General features: G+C 70.6%; 13 protein-coding genes. 5 read left to right on the top strand and 8 right to left on the bottom strand.

The genetic code is table 11. The annotated features are described in order from the left end of the window. Nucleotides 1-316: 316 nt before the first annotated feature. The 3 genes from ACZ62B_RS22280 to thyX all read right to left on the bottom strand — a co-directional run bounded on the left by ACZ62B_RS22280 (nt 317) and on the right by thyX (nt 4,009). Nucleotides 317-2,002 (bottom strand): ribonuclease J, encoded by a 1,686-nt coding sequence (locus ACZ62B_RS22280; protein ID WP_344564216.1) that lies wholly within the window; start codon nt 2,000-2,002, stop codon nt 317-319. A 153-nt stretch (nt 2,003-2,155) separates the two neighbouring features. Further along, complete coding sequence (dapA, locus tag ACZ62B_RS22275; protein WP_468517316.1) at nt 2,156-3,058, bottom strand: 4-hydroxy-tetrahydrodipicolinate synthase; 903 nt, start codon at nt 3,056-3,058, stop codon at nt 2,156-2,158. A gap of 210 nt (nt 3,059-3,268) precedes the next feature. After that, the gene (thyX, locus tag ACZ62B_RS22270; RefSeq protein ID WP_073936929.1) at nt 3,269-4,009 is read right to left on the bottom strand and encodes an FAD-dependent thymidylate synthase; all 741 of its coding nucleotides are present in this window, start codon (nt 4,007-4,009) and stop codon (nt 3,269-3,271) included. A gap of 210 nt (nt 4,010-4,219) precedes the next feature. Here thyX and ACZ62B_RS22265 point away from each other — a divergent pair, with 210 nt between their 5' ends. Then, nucleotides 4,220-4,459, top strand: coding sequence for a hypothetical protein (locus ACZ62B_RS22265; protein ID WP_344564213.1), 240 nt, complete (start codon nt 4,220-4,222; stop codon nt 4,457-4,459). 114 nt (nt 4,460-4,573) lie between these two features. After that, entirely contained in the window at nt 4,574-5,131 is a 558-nt protein-coding gene (locus ACZ62B_RS22260) for a hypothetical protein (RefSeq protein ID WP_344564211.1), read from the top strand. A 35-nt stretch (nt 5,132-5,166) separates the two neighbouring features. Here the strand turns inward: ACZ62B_RS22260 and ACZ62B_RS22255 are convergent, their stop codons facing one another. The 5 genes from ACZ62B_RS22255 to rpsO all read right to left on the bottom strand — a co-directional run bounded on the left by ACZ62B_RS22255 (nt 5,167) and on the right by rpsO (nt 10,584). Further along, nucleotides 5,167-5,610 carry a tetratricopeptide repeat protein gene (locus tag ACZ62B_RS22255; RefSeq protein WP_344564209.1) on the bottom strand — a complete coding sequence of 148 codons (444 nt, stop codon included), beginning with the start codon at nt 5,608-5,610 and terminating at the stop codon, nt 5,167-5,169. A gap of 15 nt (nt 5,611-5,625) precedes the next feature. After that, a complete protein-coding gene (gene dapB, locus ACZ62B_RS22250; protein WP_469691804.1) occupies nt 5,626-6,378 on the bottom strand; it encodes a 4-hydroxy-tetrahydrodipicolinate reductase in 753 nt (250 codons plus the stop codon). A gap of 25 nt (nt 6,379-6,403) precedes the next feature. After that, a complete protein-coding gene (locus ACZ62B_RS22245; RefSeq protein WP_382054021.1) occupies nt 6,404-7,783 on the bottom strand; it encodes a M16 family metallopeptidase in 1,380 nt (459 codons plus the stop codon). Continuing rightward, nucleotides 7,780-10,005, bottom strand: coding sequence for a polyribonucleotide nucleotidyltransferase (locus tag ACZ62B_RS22240; RefSeq protein WP_073936935.1), 2,226 nt, complete (start codon nt 10,003-10,005; stop codon nt 7,780-7,782). The genes ACZ62B_RS22245 and ACZ62B_RS22240 overlap by 4 nt, the downstream gene beginning before the upstream one ends. Before the next feature lie 291 nt (nt 10,006-10,296). Continuing rightward, nucleotides 10,297-10,584 (bottom strand): 30S ribosomal protein S15, encoded by a 288-nt coding sequence (gene rpsO, locus ACZ62B_RS22235; RefSeq protein WP_004924725.1) that lies wholly within the window; start codon nt 10,582-10,584, stop codon nt 10,297-10,299. A gap of 268 nt (nt 10,585-10,852) precedes the next feature. On the opposite strand from rpsO, the gene ACZ62B_RS22230 reads away from it, so the two are divergent. From ACZ62B_RS22230 to ACZ62B_RS22220, 3 genes are all read left to right on the top strand, one after another. Then, nucleotides 10,853-11,128, top strand: a complete 276-nt coding sequence (locus tag ACZ62B_RS22230; protein WP_469691802.1) for a DUF397 domain-containing protein — start codon at nt 10,853-10,855, stop codon at nt 11,126-11,128. A 396-nt stretch (nt 11,129-11,524) separates the two neighbouring features. Continuing rightward, on the top strand, nt 11,525-14,815 hold the full coding sequence (locus tag ACZ62B_RS22225; protein ID WP_469691800.1) for an SCO5717 family growth-regulating ATPase: 3,291 nt from the start codon (nt 11,525-11,527) through the stop codon (nt 14,813-14,815). A gap of 253 nt (nt 14,816-15,068) precedes the next feature. Beyond that, entirely contained in the window at nt 15,069-16,931 is a 1,863-nt protein-coding gene (locus ACZ62B_RS22220; protein WP_344564166.1) for an ABC transporter substrate-binding protein, read from the top strand. The last annotated feature ends 9 nt before the right edge of the window (nt 16,932-16,940 follow it).

The raw sequence follows: 16,940 nt of genomic DNA, 5'->3' as shown, positions 1-16,940 counted from the left end.
TCCTTCGTACTCACCCTCGCGGGCTTTCCTCCGGGCGCTTCCCTTCGGTCTTGCGTTTCCGACTCTATCAGATCTTTCCGACCCGATTTCCTCGGCGCTTTCCAGGTTCCCGCTTTCGCGTTTCCCTTTCCAGCGGTTCCGACTTTATCAGAGATTCTGAGTCGGATTTCCCCTCCCCTGCCGGGCGACGATTCCGACGCACGAGGTGGTCGGGTGCCCGATCGGGAGGAGTTGCAAACGTACTGGAGCGGGGGGCCCCGATGCAAATCGAGGCGCCCCGCTCCCGGTTCGCTCGTCCGTGCGGTCCGGCGGACCGTCAGACCTCCACCACCACGGGCAGGATCATCGGCCGACGCCGGTAGGTGTCGGAGACCCACTTGCCCAGCGTGCGGCGGATGAGCTGCTGCATCTGGTGGGGTTCGACGACGCCGTCCTGGGCCGAGCGCTCCAGGGTCTCCGTGATCTTCGGGATCACCTCGCCGAAGGCGGAGTCCTCGATGCCGGAGCCGCGGGCCTGGACGTGGGGGCCACCCGTGATCTTGCCGGTGGACGAGTCCATGACCACGAAGACCGAGATGATGCCCTCGTCACCGAGGATCTTGCGGTCCTTGAGCGCAGGCTCGCCGACGTCACCGACGGAGAGGCCGTCGACGTAGACGTATCCCGCCTGGACCTTGCCGGAGATCTTGGCCTTGCCCTCGACGAGGTCGACGGCGACGCCGTCCTCGGCGATGACGATGCGGTCGTGCGGGACGCCGGTCAGGGCGCCCAGTTCGGCGTTGGCGCGCAGGTGGCGCCATTCGCCGTGGACCGGCATCAGGTTCTTCGGACGGCAGATGTTGTAGAAGTACAGCAGCTCGCCGGCCGAGGCGTGGCCCGAGACGTGGACCTTGGCGTTGCCCTTGTGGACGACGTTGGCGCCCCAGCGGGTCAGGCCGTTGATCACGCGGTAGACCGCGTTCTCGTTGCCGGGGATGAGCGACGACGCCAGGATCACCGTGTCGCCGTCGACGATGCGGATCTGGTGGTCGCGGTTGGCCATGCGGGACAGGGCGGCCATCGGTTCGCCCTGGGAGCCCGTGCAGACCAGGACGACTTCGCTGTCCGGCAGGTCGTCCAGTGTCTTGACGTCCACGACCAGGCCCGGCGGGACCTTGAGGTAGCCGAGGTCGCGGGCGATGCCCATGTTGCGGACCATGGAGCGGCCGACGAAGGCGACCCGGCGGCCGTACTCGTGCGCCGCGTCCAGGATCTGCTGGATGCGGTGGACGTGGCTGGCGAAGCTGGCCACGATGATCCGCTTGCGGGCACCGGCGAAGACCTGGCGCAGGACGTTGGAGATGTCGCGCTCGGGCGGGACGAAGCCCGGAACCTCGGCGTTCGTGGAGTCGGCGAGCAGAAGGTCGATGCCTTCCTCGCTGAGCCTGGCGAACGCGTGTAGATCCGTGAGGCGGTTGTCCAGCGGGAGCTGGTCCATCTTGAAGTCGCCGGTGTGGACCGCCATGCCGGCGGGCGTGCGGATGGCCACGGCGAGCGCGTCGGGGATGGAGTGGTTGACGGCGATGAACTCGCAGTCGAAGGGGCCGATGCGCTCGCGCTGTCCTTCCGCCACCTGGAGGGTGTACGGGCGGATGCGGTGTTCCTGGAGCTTCGCCTCGATGAGGGCGAGGGTGAGCTTGGAGCCGATCAGCGGGATGTCCGGCTTCTCGCGCAGGAGGAAGGGGACGCCGCCGATGTGGTCCTCGTGGCCGTGCGTGAGGACGATGCCCTCGATGTCGTCGAGGCGGTCCCGGACGGACGAGAAGTCCGGCAGGATCAGGTCGATTCCGGGCTGCTCCTCCTCGGGGAAGAGGACTCCGCAGTCGACGATCAGCAGGCGGCCTCCGTACTCGAAGACCGTCATGTTCCGGCCGATCTCGCCGAGACCGCCGAGCGGGGTGACGCGCAGGCCGCCTTCGGGGAGCTGCGGGGGCGGGCCGAGTTCAGGATGCGGATGACTCAAAAGACTCTCCTCAAACACGCGCGCCACGTACCGGTGGGGCACGTGGCGCGCATGACGTTCGTGCAGAAGCAGTTGTCGTGTGGGGTGCGGGCACCGGTGGCCCGCTTATTCAGTTGTGAAGTCCGTCTGCGCGAGCGGTCGCGCGAAGTCTGGTTACTGGAGTTGTACCCCGCCGGCGGCAAGATCGATCTTGAGCTGCTCGATCTCTTCCGGAGTGCACTCGGCCATGGGGGCGCGCAGGGGTCCGGCGGGGAGGCCCTTGAGGGCGAGCGCCGCCTTGGTGGTCATCACGCCCTGGGTGCGGAACATGCCCGTGTAGACGGGGAGCAGCTTCTGGTGGATCTCGGTGGCCTTCTGGACGTCTCCGGAGGTGTACGCCTCGACCAGGGCGCGCAGCTCGGGGGTGACGAGGTGGCCGACGACCGAGACGAAGCCGACCGCTCCGATGGAGAGCAGGGGCAGGTTCAGCATGTCGTCGCCGGAGTACCAGGCGAGGCCGGAGCGGGCGATGGCCCAGCCGGCGCGGCCGAGGTCGCCCTTGGCGTCCTTGTTGGCGACGATGCGCGGGTGCTCGGCGAGGCGGACGATCGTCTCCGTGCCGATCGGGACGCCGCTGCGGCCGGGGATGTCGTAGAGCATGACCGGCAGCCCGGTGGCGTCGGCGACGGCCGTGAAGTGCCGGTAGAGGCCCTCCTGCGGGGGCTTGTTGTAGTACGGGGTGACCACCAGGAGGCCGTGCGCGCCGGCGCGTTCCGCGGCGCGGGCCAGTTCGATGCTGTGGTGGGTGTCGTTGGTGCCGACTCCGGCCACGACCTGGGCGCGGTCGCCGACCGCCGCCACGACGGCCCGTACGAGATCCGATTTCTCCGCGTCGCTGGTGGTGGGGGACTCGCCGGTGGTGCCGTTGACGATCAGGCCGTCGTTGCCTGCGTCCACCAGGTGGGTGGCGAGCCGCTGTGCGCCGTCGAGGTCGAGTGCGCCGTCCGCCGTGAAGGGCGTGACCATGGCGGTGAGGACCCGCCCGAAGGGGGTCTGCGGAGTGGAGGTCGGAGCCATGGGTTACACGCTACTCGTTGCTCAGGTCGGGGTCTTCCCGCGGGGGAGGCGACAAGGTGGGACAAAGGGGGGACCCGGCACTGCCTGCTCGGGGGTTCAGGCAGTACCGGGCCCGTTTGATCAGGCTAGATGAACTTCACGAAATGCCGCAATACGGACACTTCGCGAGGTTGAACCGTACATGTGTGCTCGCGGGCGTGAGCTGCGGTTCTACGGGGCCACGCGCCCGTTGGCGTTGAAGGCGGCGTACGTGAGCGGCATGAGACGGGCCCATTCGGCCTCCATCTTCTCGCCGACCATCTCGATCTCGCGCTGCGGGAAGGACGGGACCTTCGCCAGCTCGTGCTGGGTGCGCAGGCCGAGGAAGTGCATCAGCGAGCGGGCGTTGCAGGTGGCGTACATCGAGGAGTACAGGCCGACGGGGAGCACCGCGCGGGCGACCTCGCGGGCGACGCCGGCGGCGAGCATCTCCTGGTACGCCTCGTACGCCTGCCGGTAGGAGTCCTCCATGGCGCGGCCGACGAGCTCCTGCTGGGCCGGGGTGCCCTCGACGAAGCGGTACTTGCCGGGACGGCCCTCCTGGATCAGCTTGCGGGACTCGTCCGGGACGTAGAAGACCGGCTGGAGCTCCCGGTAGCGGCCCGATTCCTCGTTGTACGACCAGCCCACGCGGTGCCGCATGAACTCGCGGAAGACGAAGATCGGGGCGCTGATGAAGAAGGTCATCGAGTTGTGCTCGAAGGGGCTGCCGTGCCGGTCCCGCATCAGGTAGTTGATCAGGCCCTTGGAGCGCTCGGGGTCCTTGTCCAGCTCGGCCAGGGACTGCTCGCCGATGGTCGAGACGCGGGCGGCGAACAGCACGTCGGCGTCGGACGCGGTGTGCTTGACCAGCTCGACGGTCACATCGCTGCGGAAGTCGGGCTTGAGGTCGTCGGCGGGGGTGTCGGTCACGGCGCGGGGGATCCTTCCATCACGTCTCTCGGGCGGCGCCCACTCTACGGCGCGGCACCGACGACGGGGGCTTCGGCGCCGACAGGCGACATACGGCGGTGAACGGCGGCGAACTTCTGCGAATTCGGTGAAAGTGGGCACCTCTCGGGTCCGTCGTTCGTCTGTACCGGTGACAGTGATTCGTTCGATCCGGAAGGAGACGTACCCCTGATGTTCGGTCGGCGCGAACCCGTACCGTTCGCCTTTGTCGCCGAGGCCGACAGGTTCCGCAGCAACGTCACCCCGCCGCCCCGTGAGCGTGCCTCCGTCGGCCAGCTGGCCGGGCGCTGGCTGCTGGGGCTCACCCTCGTGGCCGGGCTGGTGGGCTCCCTGGTCATAGGGATGCCGGCGATGTCCTCCGATCCCTCGGGGTCGGGGACACAGCAGTCACAGGCGTCCGAAGGGCGCTGAGCCGCCCTGGCCGTGGCCACCGGCTCCGTCCGGACCCCCGAGGGTGGTGACCGGCGGCACGGATCGATAGCCTCACCGGGCACTGCTGACGCATGGATCGAGTGAGGACCCGTCGTGCCCCTGCCCTTCCTGACGGCCGACCGCGCTTTCGACACGGCGAACGATGTCGCCCTGCCGTACGACGACCGGGACCGCTGGCGACGCCCGTACCGTCCCGGGCCGTGGCGGGTGGGGGCGGCGGCGCTCCTGCTGCTGCTCGCGTCGTTCGTGCTGTTCGCGGCGATGATCATCGCGGCGACGGCGACACCGGCCTCCGCCGCGACGGTCTTCGCCATCGCACTGGTCGGCATCGCCGGCGCGCTGCGGCTGCTGCGCATGGGCGTGTGGGTGAGCTCCCGGGGGCTGCGCCACGTGGCCTTCGTGAGCACGCGTACGACGCCCTGGGAGCAGGTCGTCTCCGTGCGCACGGTGCAGCAGCCGGTGCGCTGGCTGGGGCTGCCCCGGACGGTGCAGGGGCAGGCGCTGATCCTCGCCCGGCGGGGACGTTCGGCGGAGTCGCCGGCGCCGCTGCTGACCTCGCACAACGCGGACTTCCTGGGGCGGGACCAGCTGGCCTTCGACCGGGCGGCCGACACCGTGGAGGCGTGGGCCGCCGAGTACCGGCGCGGCTGAGCGGCCCCGGGGCCTGAGGCCCGGGGCCCGCGCGCTCAGTGAGAGGTCTTGTGCAGGGCGATCGCCCGCTGCATCGCCTTGCGGGCGCGGGGGGTGTCCCGGGCGTCGTGGTAGGCGACGGCGAGCCGGAACCAGCTGCGCCAGTCGTCGGGGGCGTCCTCCGTCTCGGCCTTGCGGCGGGCGAAGACCTCGTCGGCCGAGTCGCGGTCGACCCGACCGCTGGGCAGCCGCTTCAGCTCGTCGACGGGCAGGCCGCCCTCGGCGTCGAGCAGGGCGGCGAGCCGGTTGGCGTCGCGGACGAACTCGGTGTTCTTCCACAGGAACCAGACACCGATGACCGGCAGGATCAGCACCGCCACGCCGAAGGTGACGGTGAGGGGCGTGCCGGCCTTGATGAGCAGCACGCCGCGGCTGCCGACCAGGACGAAGTAGACGACCAGGACGGCGGCCGTGATGGCGTAGGAGATCTTCGCGCGCATGGGGTCGGCTCGGGCTCAGTTCAGGTCGAGGAAGTGTTCCAGGCCGAAGGTCAGGCCGGAAGTGGTCACCACGCGGCGGGCGCCGAGCAGGATGCCGGGCATGAAGCTGCTGTGGTGCAGGGAGTCGTGGCGGACGGTGAGGGTCTCGCCCTCGCCGCCGAGCAGGACCTCCTGGTGGGCGAGGAGTCCGCGCAGCCGGACCGCGTGCACCGGGACGCCGTCGACGTCCGCGCCGCGGGCGCCGTCGAGGGCGGTGGTGGTGGCGTCCGGGGCGGGCGCGCTGCCCGCCCTGCGGCGGGCCTCGGCGATGAGCTGGGCGGTGCGCGTGGCGGTGCCGCTGGGGGCGTCCACCTTGTTCGGGTGGTGCAGCTCGACGACCTCGACGGACTCGAAGTAAGGGGCGGCGATCTGCGCGAACTTCATGGTGAGGACGGCGCCGATGGAGAAGTTCGGCGCGATGAGCACGCCCGTCTCCGGGGACTGCTCCAGCCAGCCCCTGAGCTGTGCGAGGCGGTCGTCGGTCCAGCCGGTGGTGCCGACGACGGCGTGGATGCCGTGGCGCACGCAGAAGTCGAGGTTGCCCATGACCGAGGCGGGGGTGGTCAGCTCCACGGCGACCTGGGCGCCGTTCTCGGCGAGGGTCTCCAGCTTGTCGTCCCGGCCGAGGGCGGCCACCAGCTCCATGTCGTCGGCGGCCTCGACGGCCCGTACCGCCTCGGAACCGATCCGGCCCTTGGCACCGAGGACCGCCACGCGCAGCTTGCTCATGTCTGTTGCTTCCTTACGGGGTGGGTCAGGCGACGGCGTCGTGCAGGCGGGACGCCTGCTTGTCCTTGAGCGGGCCGATGACCGACAGGGAGGGCCGCCGTCCCAGGACGTCGCGGGCGACCGAGCGGACGTCGTCCGGGGTCACCGAGGCTATCCGGGCCAGCATGTCGTCGACCGACATCTGCTCGCCCCAGCACAGTTCGCTCTTGCCGATACGGTTCATCAGCGCGCCGGTGTCCTCGAGGCCGAGGACGGTGGAGCCCCGGAGCTGGCCGATGGCACGCTCGATCTCGTCGTCGGGGAGTCCGTGTTCGGCGACGTGGTCGAGTTCGTCGCGGCAGATCTTCAGCACGTCGTGCACCTGGGAGGGCCTGCAGCCCGCGTACACGCCGAACAGGCCGCAGTCGGCGAAGCCGGAGGTGTACGAGTACACGCTGTAGGCCAGTCCGCGCTTCTCCCGGACCTCCTGGAAGAGGCGGGACGACATGCCGCCGCCGAGGGCGGTGTTCAGCACTCCCAGGGCCCAGCGTCGCTCGTCGGTGCGGGACAGGCCCGGCATGCCGAGGACGATGTGCGCCTGTTCCGTCTTGCGGCCGATGAGCTCGACCCGGCCGGCGGTGCGCAGCGCGCGCGAGCCGCCGCGCGGGGCGATCGGGTCGGCGCCGGGGTTCTTGAGGGCGCCGGCCTTCTCGAAGGCGGCTCGGACCTGGCGTACGACCTTGTTGTGGTCGATGTTGCCGGCGCAGGCGACCACGAGGTGGGTCGGGTCGTAGTGCTTCTTGTAGAAGCGGCGGATGCGGTCGGCGGTGAGGGCGTTGACCGTGTCGACCGTGCCGAGGACGGGGCGGCCGAGGGGGTTGTCGCCGAACATGGTGTGCGCGAACAGGTCGTGCACGCAGTCGCCCGGGTCGTCCTCGGTCATCGCGATCTCTTCGAGGATGGCGCCGCGTTCGACGTCGACGTCCTCCTCCTGGATCAGCGAACCGGTCAGCATGTCGCACACCACGTCGATGGCGAGCGGCAGGTCGGTGTCGAGCACGCGCGCGTAGTAGCACGTGTACTCCTTGGCCGTGAACGCGTTCATCTCGCCGCCGACGGCGTCGATGGCGGAGGAGATGTCCAGGGCGGACCGGCGGGAGGTGCCCTTGAAGAGCAGGTGCTCCAGGTAGTGGGTGGCGCCGTTCAGGGCCGGGGTCTCGTCGCGGGAGCCGACGTGGGCCCAGATGCCGAAGGTCGCCGAGCGGACCGAGGGCAGCGTCTCGGTGACGATGCGCAGGCCGCCGGGGAGGGTGGTCCTGCGGACCGTACCGATGCCGTTCTCGCCCTTGATCAGGGTTTGGGTACGGGCGACGGCCCGCGCCTCCGAGGAGGTGCGGGCCGTCGCCTTGGCGCTACGGGACGTCACTTGTCGGCGTCGTCCTTCTTGTCGTTGTCGGAGGCGCCCTCTTCGCCCTCGATCACGGGGATCAGGGAGAGCTTGCCGCGGGAGTCGATCTCGGCGATCTCGACCTGGACCTTCTGGCCCACACCGAGGACGTCCTCGACGTTCTCCACGCGCTTGCCGCCGGCCAGCTTGCGGATCTGCGAGATGTGCAGCAGGCCGTCCTTGCCGGGGAGCAGGGAGACGAAGGCGCCGAACGTCGTCGTCTTCACGACCGTACCCAGATAGCGCTCGCCGACCTCGGGCATCGTCGGGTTGGCGATGCCGTTGATGGTCGTGCGGGCGGCCTCGGCGGAGGGGCCGTCGGCGGCGCCGATGTAGATGGTGCCGTCGTCCTCGATGGTGATCTCGGCGCCGGTGTCCTCCTGGATCTGGTTGATCATCTTGCCCTTGGGGCCGATGACCTCGCCGATCTTGTCGACGGGGATCTTCACGGTGATGATCCGCGGCGCGTTCGGGGACATCTCGTCCGGCGTGTCGATCGCTTCCATCATCACGTCGAGGATGTGGAGGCGGGCGTCACGGGCCTGCTTGAGGGCGGCGGCCAGGACGGAGGCCGGGATGCCGTCCAGCTTGGTGTCGAGCTGGAGGGCGGTGACGAACTCCTTGGTGCCGGCGACCTTGAAGTCCATGTCGCCGAAGGCGTCCTCCGCACCGAGGATGTCGGTGAGGGTGACGTAGTGCGTCTCGCCCTCGATCTCCTGGGAGATCAGGCCCATGGCGATACCGGCGACCGGGGCCTTCAGCGGCACACCGGCGTTCAGCAGCGACATGGTGGAGGCGCAGACCGAGCCCATGGACGTCGAACCGTTGGAGCCGAGGGCCTCGGACACCTGGCGGATCGCGTAGGGGAACTCCTCGCGCGTCGGCAGGACCGGGACCAGGGCGCGCTCGGCGAGGGCGCCGTGGCCGATCTCGCGGCGCTTGGGGGAGCCGACGCGGCCGGTCTCACCGGTGGAGTACGGCGGGAAGTTGTAGTTGTGCATGTAGCGCTTGCGGGTCACCGGGGAGAGGGTGTCCAGCTGCTGCTCCATACGGAGCATGTTGAGGGTGGTGACGCCCAGGATCTGGGTCTCGCCACGCTCGAACAGCGCCGAGCCGTGCACGCGCGGGATGGCCTCGACCTCGGCGGCCAGGGTGCGGATGTCGGTGACACCGCGGCCGTCGATGCGCTTCTTCTCCTTGATGACGCGCTCACGGACCAGGGACTTGGTCAGCGAGCGGTACGCGGCGGAGATCTCCTTCTCGCGGCCCTCGAACTCCGGCAGGAGCTTCTCGGCGGCGAGCGCCTTGACGCGGTCCAGCTCGGCCTCGCGCTCCTGCTTGCCGGCGATGGTCAGCGCGGAGGCCAGCTCCGGCTTGACGGCGCCGGTCAGCGCCTCGAGGACGTCGTCCTGGTAGTCCAGGAAGATCGGGAACTCACCGGTCGGCTTGGCGGCCTTGGCGGCGAGGTCGGCCTGGGCCCGGCAGAGCACCTTGATGAAGGGCTTCGCGGCCTCCAGACCGGCGGCGACGACCTCCTCGGTCGGCGCCTCGGCGCCGCCCTCGACCAGCTTGATGGTCTTCTCGGTGGCCTCGGCCTCGACCATCATGATCGCGACGTCGCCGTCCTCCAGGGTGCGGCCCGCGACGACCATGTCGAAGACGGCGTCCTCGAGCTCGGAGTGCGTCGGGAACGCCACCCACTGGCCGTTGATCAGCGCGACGCGGACGCCGCCGATCGGGCCGGAGAAGGGCAGGCCGGCCAGCTGCGTGGACGCGGAGGCGGCGTTGATCGCCACGACGTCGTACAGGTGGTCGGGGTTGAGCGCCATGATCGTGGCGACGACCTGGATCTCGTTGCGCAGGCCCTTCTTGAAGGACGGGCGCAGCGGGCGGTCGATGAGGCGGCAGGTGAGGATGGCGTCCTCGGAGGGCCGGCCCTCGCGGCGGAAGAAGGAACCGGGGATCCGGCCCGCCGCGTACATCCGCTCCTCGACGTCCACCGTGAGGGGGAAGAAGTCGAGCTGGTCCTTGGGGTTCTTGGAGGCGGTGGTGGCCGACAGCACCATGGTGTCGTCGTCCAGGTAGGCCACGGCGGAGCCGGCGGCCTGGCGGGCCAGGCGGCCCGTCTCGAAGCGGATGGTGCGGGTGCCGAAGGAGCCGTTGTCGATGACGGCCTCGGCGTAGTGGGTCTCGTTCTCCACTAGCGTTTTCTCCGTTACTTTGTCGTCTTTACGTCCCGCCTCGCCCGTGTGGCGGGGGGACGGGGGCGGAGAAGCGCTCCGCTGGTGCGGGCCGGTCTTCGATCGAAGCTCCCGGGGTTCACTCTCCCGGGGGCCACTACCGAGGACCGGCGGCGGCGAGGTGCGCTTCTCCTCGTGCGTCGTTCGTACCTATTGCGTTGTGCTACCACACTACAAAGGTGCGGTGACAGTCCGCACGTACAGCAAAGGGAGCGGTCCCCTTTTCCCGGGAACCGCTCCCTTCACGGCGTCTTACTTGGCGCCCGCCGCACCGCGGCGGATGCCCAGGCGGTCGACCAGCGCGCGGAAGCGCTGGATGTCCTTCTTGGCGAGGTACTGCAGCAGCCGGCGGCGCTGACCGACCAGGATGAGCAGACCACGGCGGGAGTGGTGGTCGTGCTTGTGGGTCTTGAGGTGCTCCGTCAGGTCGGAGATCCGACGGGAGAGCAGAGCGACCTGGACCTCGGGGGAGCCGGTGTCACCCTCCTTGGTACCGAACTCGGAGATGATCTGCTTCTTCACTGCGGCGTCGAGCGACACGCGTACTCCTCATAGTCTGTGAGTGGCCACCGAGCGCCCCCGGTCTTCGTCTCGGGGGGTCTTCCATGACTCGGAAGGCGGGGATCCGCTGGGCGCGGCCTCCAGGGCGAGATCGCTCCGGGGGTGCGTACACAAACGGCCGTCACTCAGCGTACCAGGCTGTAGCGGGGGCCTTCCCCCCGGTCCGCCGAACCCGCCGGACGGGACGTCGCAGGCCACTAGGGTGAGCGCTCGGACAGTTCGTACGTCGGGAAGGGGTCGCTGCGGCATGGCGGAGACGGCTGAGGAGATCAAGGCACGCAAGGAGCGGGAGAAGGACGAGCTCTACGCCCTCGACATCTCCGGCGTCGAGTGGCACGGCGCGCCGGGCACCGAGGAGCACGAGGAGCGGGTCGAGATCGCGTACCTGCCCGGCGGTGCCGTGGCCATGCGGTCCTCGCTCGACCCGGACACGGTGCTGCGGTACACGGAGGCGGAGTGGCGGGCCTTCGTGCTGGGGGCGCGGGACGGGGAGTTCGACCTGGAGCCGGCACCGGGCGACTGAGGGCTTGCCGCGGCCTCCGAGTGATGTGGAGATATGGCAACGGGCGGTACGCGTGCGTGCCGCCCGTTGGTCTGTGCGCCAACGGGCGGCTGTCCAGGGCGGGTTGATGGCGTCACACATGTGGTGGACTGGGCGGCCCGTCTGTTGACCGTTGCATGGAGGTTGAGCGAGTTTGCCCGCTTAAGCAGCGAAATTCGTACGCCTCTTGACCGCGACGCATGAGGCGGAACGGCCCGTGCCGAGGGGTGGGCGGGGCTGACGGGGTGGGGCTACTGGTGATTAGGCTGGTACCCGGCGCGACGCCAGAACCCGTGAACCGGGCCCCGGCGTCCTACGGGGAGGGCACATGGTCGCCCCCAGCACGCACGAGGGTGCTCGACCACACCAGGAGGAACTGTGAGCAGCGACCGGGACGGGACGCGCGGGGGCTGGGCGACACCCGGCGATGACCAGCCCGACGCGGAGTCCGCCATCGAGACGACGGGCGAGTTCACCATCGACTACGCGCCGCCGGCCTGGTACACGCAGAACGCTTCGGGGAGTTCGGAGTCGGGGGCGTCGTCCGCTTCGTCGCCCTCCGGTCCCTCTCCCTCCTCGCCCGCTTCGGCTCCTTCCTCCCATGGGCCCGTTCCGCCGCTGCCGGGGCTGACTCCGCCGCCGCACGCGGTGGGGGCCGCGGGGCCGTCGTCCCTTCCGGCGCAGCCGCCCGCGCCCGCGCCGGGGGCGCCCTTCGCTCCGCCCGCGCCCGCTCCTGCGCCGGGCGCCCCGTTCACGCCTCCGGCGCCCGCACCCGCCGCGCCGTTCACGCCGCCCGTGCCGCCGTCCGGGGGGCCGGTGGCCGTGCCGAGGCTTCCGGTGGGGAGCGGGTTCGAGCCGCAGCGGTCGGAAGCGGAGAAGGAGCCCGAGGAATCGGGTGCGGCTTCCCCTTCGGCCGTGCCGGACATCCCGGTCGGCGGGTTCCAGGCCGACAACGGTGACCTGGAGAGCGGTGCGACGATCCGCTTCTCCGCCGCCGCGCTGAAGCGGGAGATCGCGGAGCGCGAGGCGGAGGCGGAAGCCGAGGCGGGCGCGGAGGACGAGGCCGGAGCTGAGGCCGAGGCCGAGGCGGAGGTGCGGCTGGAGCCGTCCGACGGTGAGGACGGGACCGACGACGACGCCGAGGGCACCGCGGAGGTGTCCGACGCCGCGGTGGAGCCGTCGGACGCCGAGGAGGCGTCCGGTACGTCCGGCGAGCACGAAGTCGGCGAGGTCTCCGGCTCGGAGGACGTCACACCTGAGGACGCCGAGTCCTCGGTGACCGACGTGGAGGACGACGCCGCGCCGACGGAGCCGGAGGCCGAGACCGAGGACGCGGTGCCCTTTGAGGACGCACCGGTGACGGACGAGCCGACGGCTGCCGAGCCGGAGGACGCCGAGCCGGTGAACGACGCGGTGCCCGCCGACGCGGCTCCCGCGGAAACCCTCGAGGACAGCACGCCCCAGGATGCCGTCCCGGCCGCGCCCGACGCCCCGCCCGCCTGGACTCCCCCGGCGCCGCAGGACGTGCCCCCGGTGCCGTCGGCGTACCCCGCAGCCCCGGCGCCGGCCGGCCAGTGGCCCGCGCAGCCGCAGCAGGCGCCGCAGGCGCCCGCCCAGCCGGCGGACACGGGCGCGCGGCCTCAGCCCGCGGCAGCGCAGGACCAGCCGGCCGTCCCCGCCCAGCAGCCGCCGTTCCAGCCCCAGGCGCCGCAGCCCGCGCCCGCCGCCTGGAACCCGCCGCCCGCCCCACAGGCCGGTTACGGCTTCCCTCAGCCGGGCGCCGCGCCGACTCCCCCGGCCCAGCCCGCCGGTGCCCCCGGCGCGGTGAACCCGCAGGCCGGTTACGGCTTCCCGCAGCCCCCGGCGCAGCAGCCCGAGGGTGCTCCCGCTCCCGACGCGCACGCCGGCTACGGCTTCCCCCAGCCGGGTGCCGCGCCGACTCCCCCGGCCCAGCCCGCCGGTTACGGCTTCCCGCCCGCCGGTACCCCCGGCGCGGCGAATCCGCAGCCCGGCGCGGCAGCCCCCCAGCCCCCCACACAGCAGCCCGAGACCCCGGCACCCAGCGCCCCCGCCGGATACGGCTTCCCCCAGCAGCAGCCGGGTGCCACCCCAGCCCCTCCGGCCCAGCCCGCCGGTTACGGCTTCCCGCCCGCCGGTACTCCCGGCGCGGCGGCTCCCCAGCCCCCGGCGCAGCAGCCCGAGGGTGCTCCGGCTCCCGACGCGCACGCCGGGTACGGGCTTCCCCAGCCCGGCGCGGCGGTTCCGCAGCAGCAGCCCTTCGGGCAGCCCCAGCCCGGCCCGCAGGCCGGTTACGGCTTCCCGCAGCAGCAGCCGGGTGTGCCGCCGCAGCCCGTCGATCCGCGTACCGGGGCTGCCTGGCCGCAGCCCGTTCAGCACGACCAGCGGCAGCCGACCAACCCCGGTGCGGCGCCCCTCGGTTACACCGCCGCCGTGGAGTTGTCCTCGGATCGGCTGCTCAACAGCAAGAAGCAGAAGGCGAAGAGCAGCCGCCCCGCGGCCGGCGGTTCGCGTTTCAAGCTGGGCGGGAAGAAGGAGGAGGCCGAGCGGCAGCGGAAGCTGGAGCTGATCCGTACGCCGGTGCTGTCCTGCTACCGCATCGCCGTCATCAGCCTCAAGGGCGGCGTCGGCAAGACGACCACGACCACCGCCCTCGGCGCCACCCTCGCCACCGAGCGGCAGGACAAGATCCTCGCGATCGACGCCAACCCGGACGCCGGTACGCTCGGCCGCCGCGTGCGGCGCGAGACCGGGGCCACCATCCGTGACCTCGTCCAGGCGATCCCGTACCTCAACTCGTACATGGACATCCGGCGGTTCACCTCCCAGGCGCCGTCCGGTCTGGAGATCATCGCCAACGACGTCGACCCGGCCGTGTCCACGACGTTCAACGACGAGGACTACCGGCGCGCGATCGACGTGCTCGGCAAGCAGTACCCGGTCATCCTCACCGACTCCGGTACGGGTCTGCTCTACAGCGCCATGCGCGGCGTGCTGGACCTCGCCGACCAGCTCATCATCATCTCCACGCCGTCCGTGGACGGCGCGAGCAGTGCCAGTACGACGCTGGACTGGCTGTCCGCGCACGGGTACGCGGACCTCGTCTCGCGCTCCCTCACCGTGATCTCCGGGGTGCGCGAGACCGGCAAGATGATCAAGGTCGACGACATCGTGGCGCACTTCCGGACCCGGTGCCGGGGTGTGCTCGTCGTGCCGTTCGACGAGCATCTGGCCGCCGGTGCGGAGGTCGACCTCGACATGATGCGGCCGAAGGTGCGGGAGGCGTACTTCAACCTCGCGGCGCTGGTCGCCGAGGACTTCGTACGGCATCAGCAGTCGCACGGTCTGTGGACCTCCGACGGCAACCCGCCGCCGGTCGCCGCCCCGCCGCTGCCGGGTCAGCCCTTCCCCGGCCAGCCCGTTCCGGGTCAGCCCATGCCCGGTGGTCAGCCCATGCCCGGACAGCCCATGCCCGGTCAGGCCGCCCCCGGTCAGGCCGCCCCCGGTCAGGCGGTCCCCGGTCAGGCAGTCCCCGGTCAGCCGGGTCCGTACCCCCAGCAGCCGCAGCCCGGGCAGCCCCCGGCCCAGCCCGGTCACCCGTACCCGCAGGCCCCGGGCCAGCCCTATCCTCCTCACCCCGGCCGGCAGTAAGGCACCGCGACCGAGCGGCCCCTTTCGAGGGGCCGCTCTCGCGTGCGGGGCCGGAATCCGCCGTCAGGCCCTGGCCAGCAACGCGTCAGTGATCTGGACCATTGGACGCGCCATGTGCGCCAACTCGTTGTTTTCGCAGGCCACATGGGGTGCTCGCGCCGTTGACGCCCGCAGTGGTCGCTGATAGACACACTCATCACTCATCTGATCAACCCGCCCTTCCCGTGCGAGCGATGACGCGAGGTCAGCGACCATGGAAACGAACGATCAGTACGGCGGTCACCACCGCACCCCGGGCCGCACCCGGCTCGTCATGGCGGCCGGCGCCGCCGCGCTCACCCTCAGCGCCGGGCTCGCCACCCCGCTCAACCCGGCCCCGGAGCAGGCGCGGGCGGCCGACGACGGCACCAAGGTGCTGACCGTCGCGGTGGCGCAGAGCGTCGACTCGCTCAGCCCGTTCCTGGCGGTACGGCTGCTCAGTACGAGCATCCACCGGCTCACCTACGAGTACCTGACGAACTACGACCCCGAGGACAACCACGTCATCCCCGGCCTGGCCACCAAGTGGGAGTCGTCGCCGGACAAGCTGACCTGGACGTACACCATCCGCTCGGACTCCGCGTGGTCGGACGGCGAGCAGGCCACCGCCGAGGACGCGGCCTGGACGTTCAACACGATGATGACGGACCCCGGCGCGGCCACCGCGAACGGCAGCTACGTCGCCAACTTCGAGAAGGTGACCGCGCCGAGCCCCACCAAGCTGGTCATCGAGCTGAAGAAGCCGCAGGCCACGATGACGGCACTGGACGTGCCGATCGTGCCCAAGCACGTGTGGGAGAAGGTCGACGACTACACGAAGTTCAACAACGACAAGGACTTCCCCGTCGTCGGCAACGGGCCGTTCGTCCTCACCGACTACAAGGCGGACAGCTATGTGCGGCTGAAGGCCAACAAGGACTTCTGGCGCGGGTCGCCCAAGTTCGACGAGCTGGTCTTCCGCTACTACAAGGACCAGGACGCCGCGGTGTCGGCGCTGCGCAAGGGCGAGGTGTCGTTCGTCGCCGGGTCGCCGTCCCTGACGCCCGCCCAGACGGAGGCGCTGAAGAAGGAGAAGGACATCCGGGTCAACGACGCGCCCGGGCGCCGCTTCTACGCGCTGGCCACCAACCCGGGCGCCAGGGCGAAGAACGGCGAGAAGATGGGCGACGGACACCCCTCGCTGCTCGACCAGCGGGTGCGCAACGCGCTGTTCATGGCGGTGGACCGGAAGACCATCATCGACAAGGTGTTCCAGGGGCACGCCGTGGAGGGCGCCGGCTACATCCCGCCGCGCTTCTCGCAGTACTTCTGGGAGCCGTCGGCCGACCAGAAGCTGGCGTACGACCCGGCGGAGGCGGCCCGGCTGCTCGACCAGGCCGGCTACGAGAAGAACGGCGACGGCAAACGGGTCGGCGAGGACGGCAAGCCGATCGACTACCGCGTGCTGTGCCATGCCACCGACCCGAACGACAAGGCGATCGGCCAGTACCTCGAGGAGTGGTGGGGCGACCTCGGTATCGGGGTGACGCTCAACTGCCTGGACAACGTGACCGATCCCTGGCTCGCCGGTGAGTACGACCTCGCCTTCGACGGCTGGTCGGTCAACCCGGACCCCGACTTCGTGCTGTCCATCCACACCTGTGCGGCGCTCCCGGCGACCCCGGAGGTGACCGGCGCGACCGACAACTTCATCTGCGACAAGACGTACGACGAGCTGTACGCACGGCAGCTCGCCGAGTACGACGCCGGCAAGCGGGCGGACATCGTCAAGCAGATGCAGTCGCGGCTGTACGACCTCGGGTACATGAACATCATGGCGTACCCGAACGCGGTCGAGGCGTACCGCACGGACCAGATCGAGTCGATCACCACCATGCCGTCGAAGGCGGGCAACATCTACGGCCAGGACGGTTACTGGAGCTGGTGGTCGGCGGTACCGGCGGACTCCGGCGACGGGGGCGGTGACTCGTCGTCGACGGGTGTGGTCATCGGGATCGTCGCGGGTGTCGTCGTCCTCGCGGGCCTCGGGGTCTTCGCGGCCATGCGGCGACGGGCCACGGCCGAGGATCGCGAGTAGGCGGCGAAC

The sequence above is a fragment of the Streptomyces sp. NPDC053426 genome (genome assembly GCF_055585405.1).
This window is presented reverse-complemented; position numbering and strand designations above follow the sequence as displayed.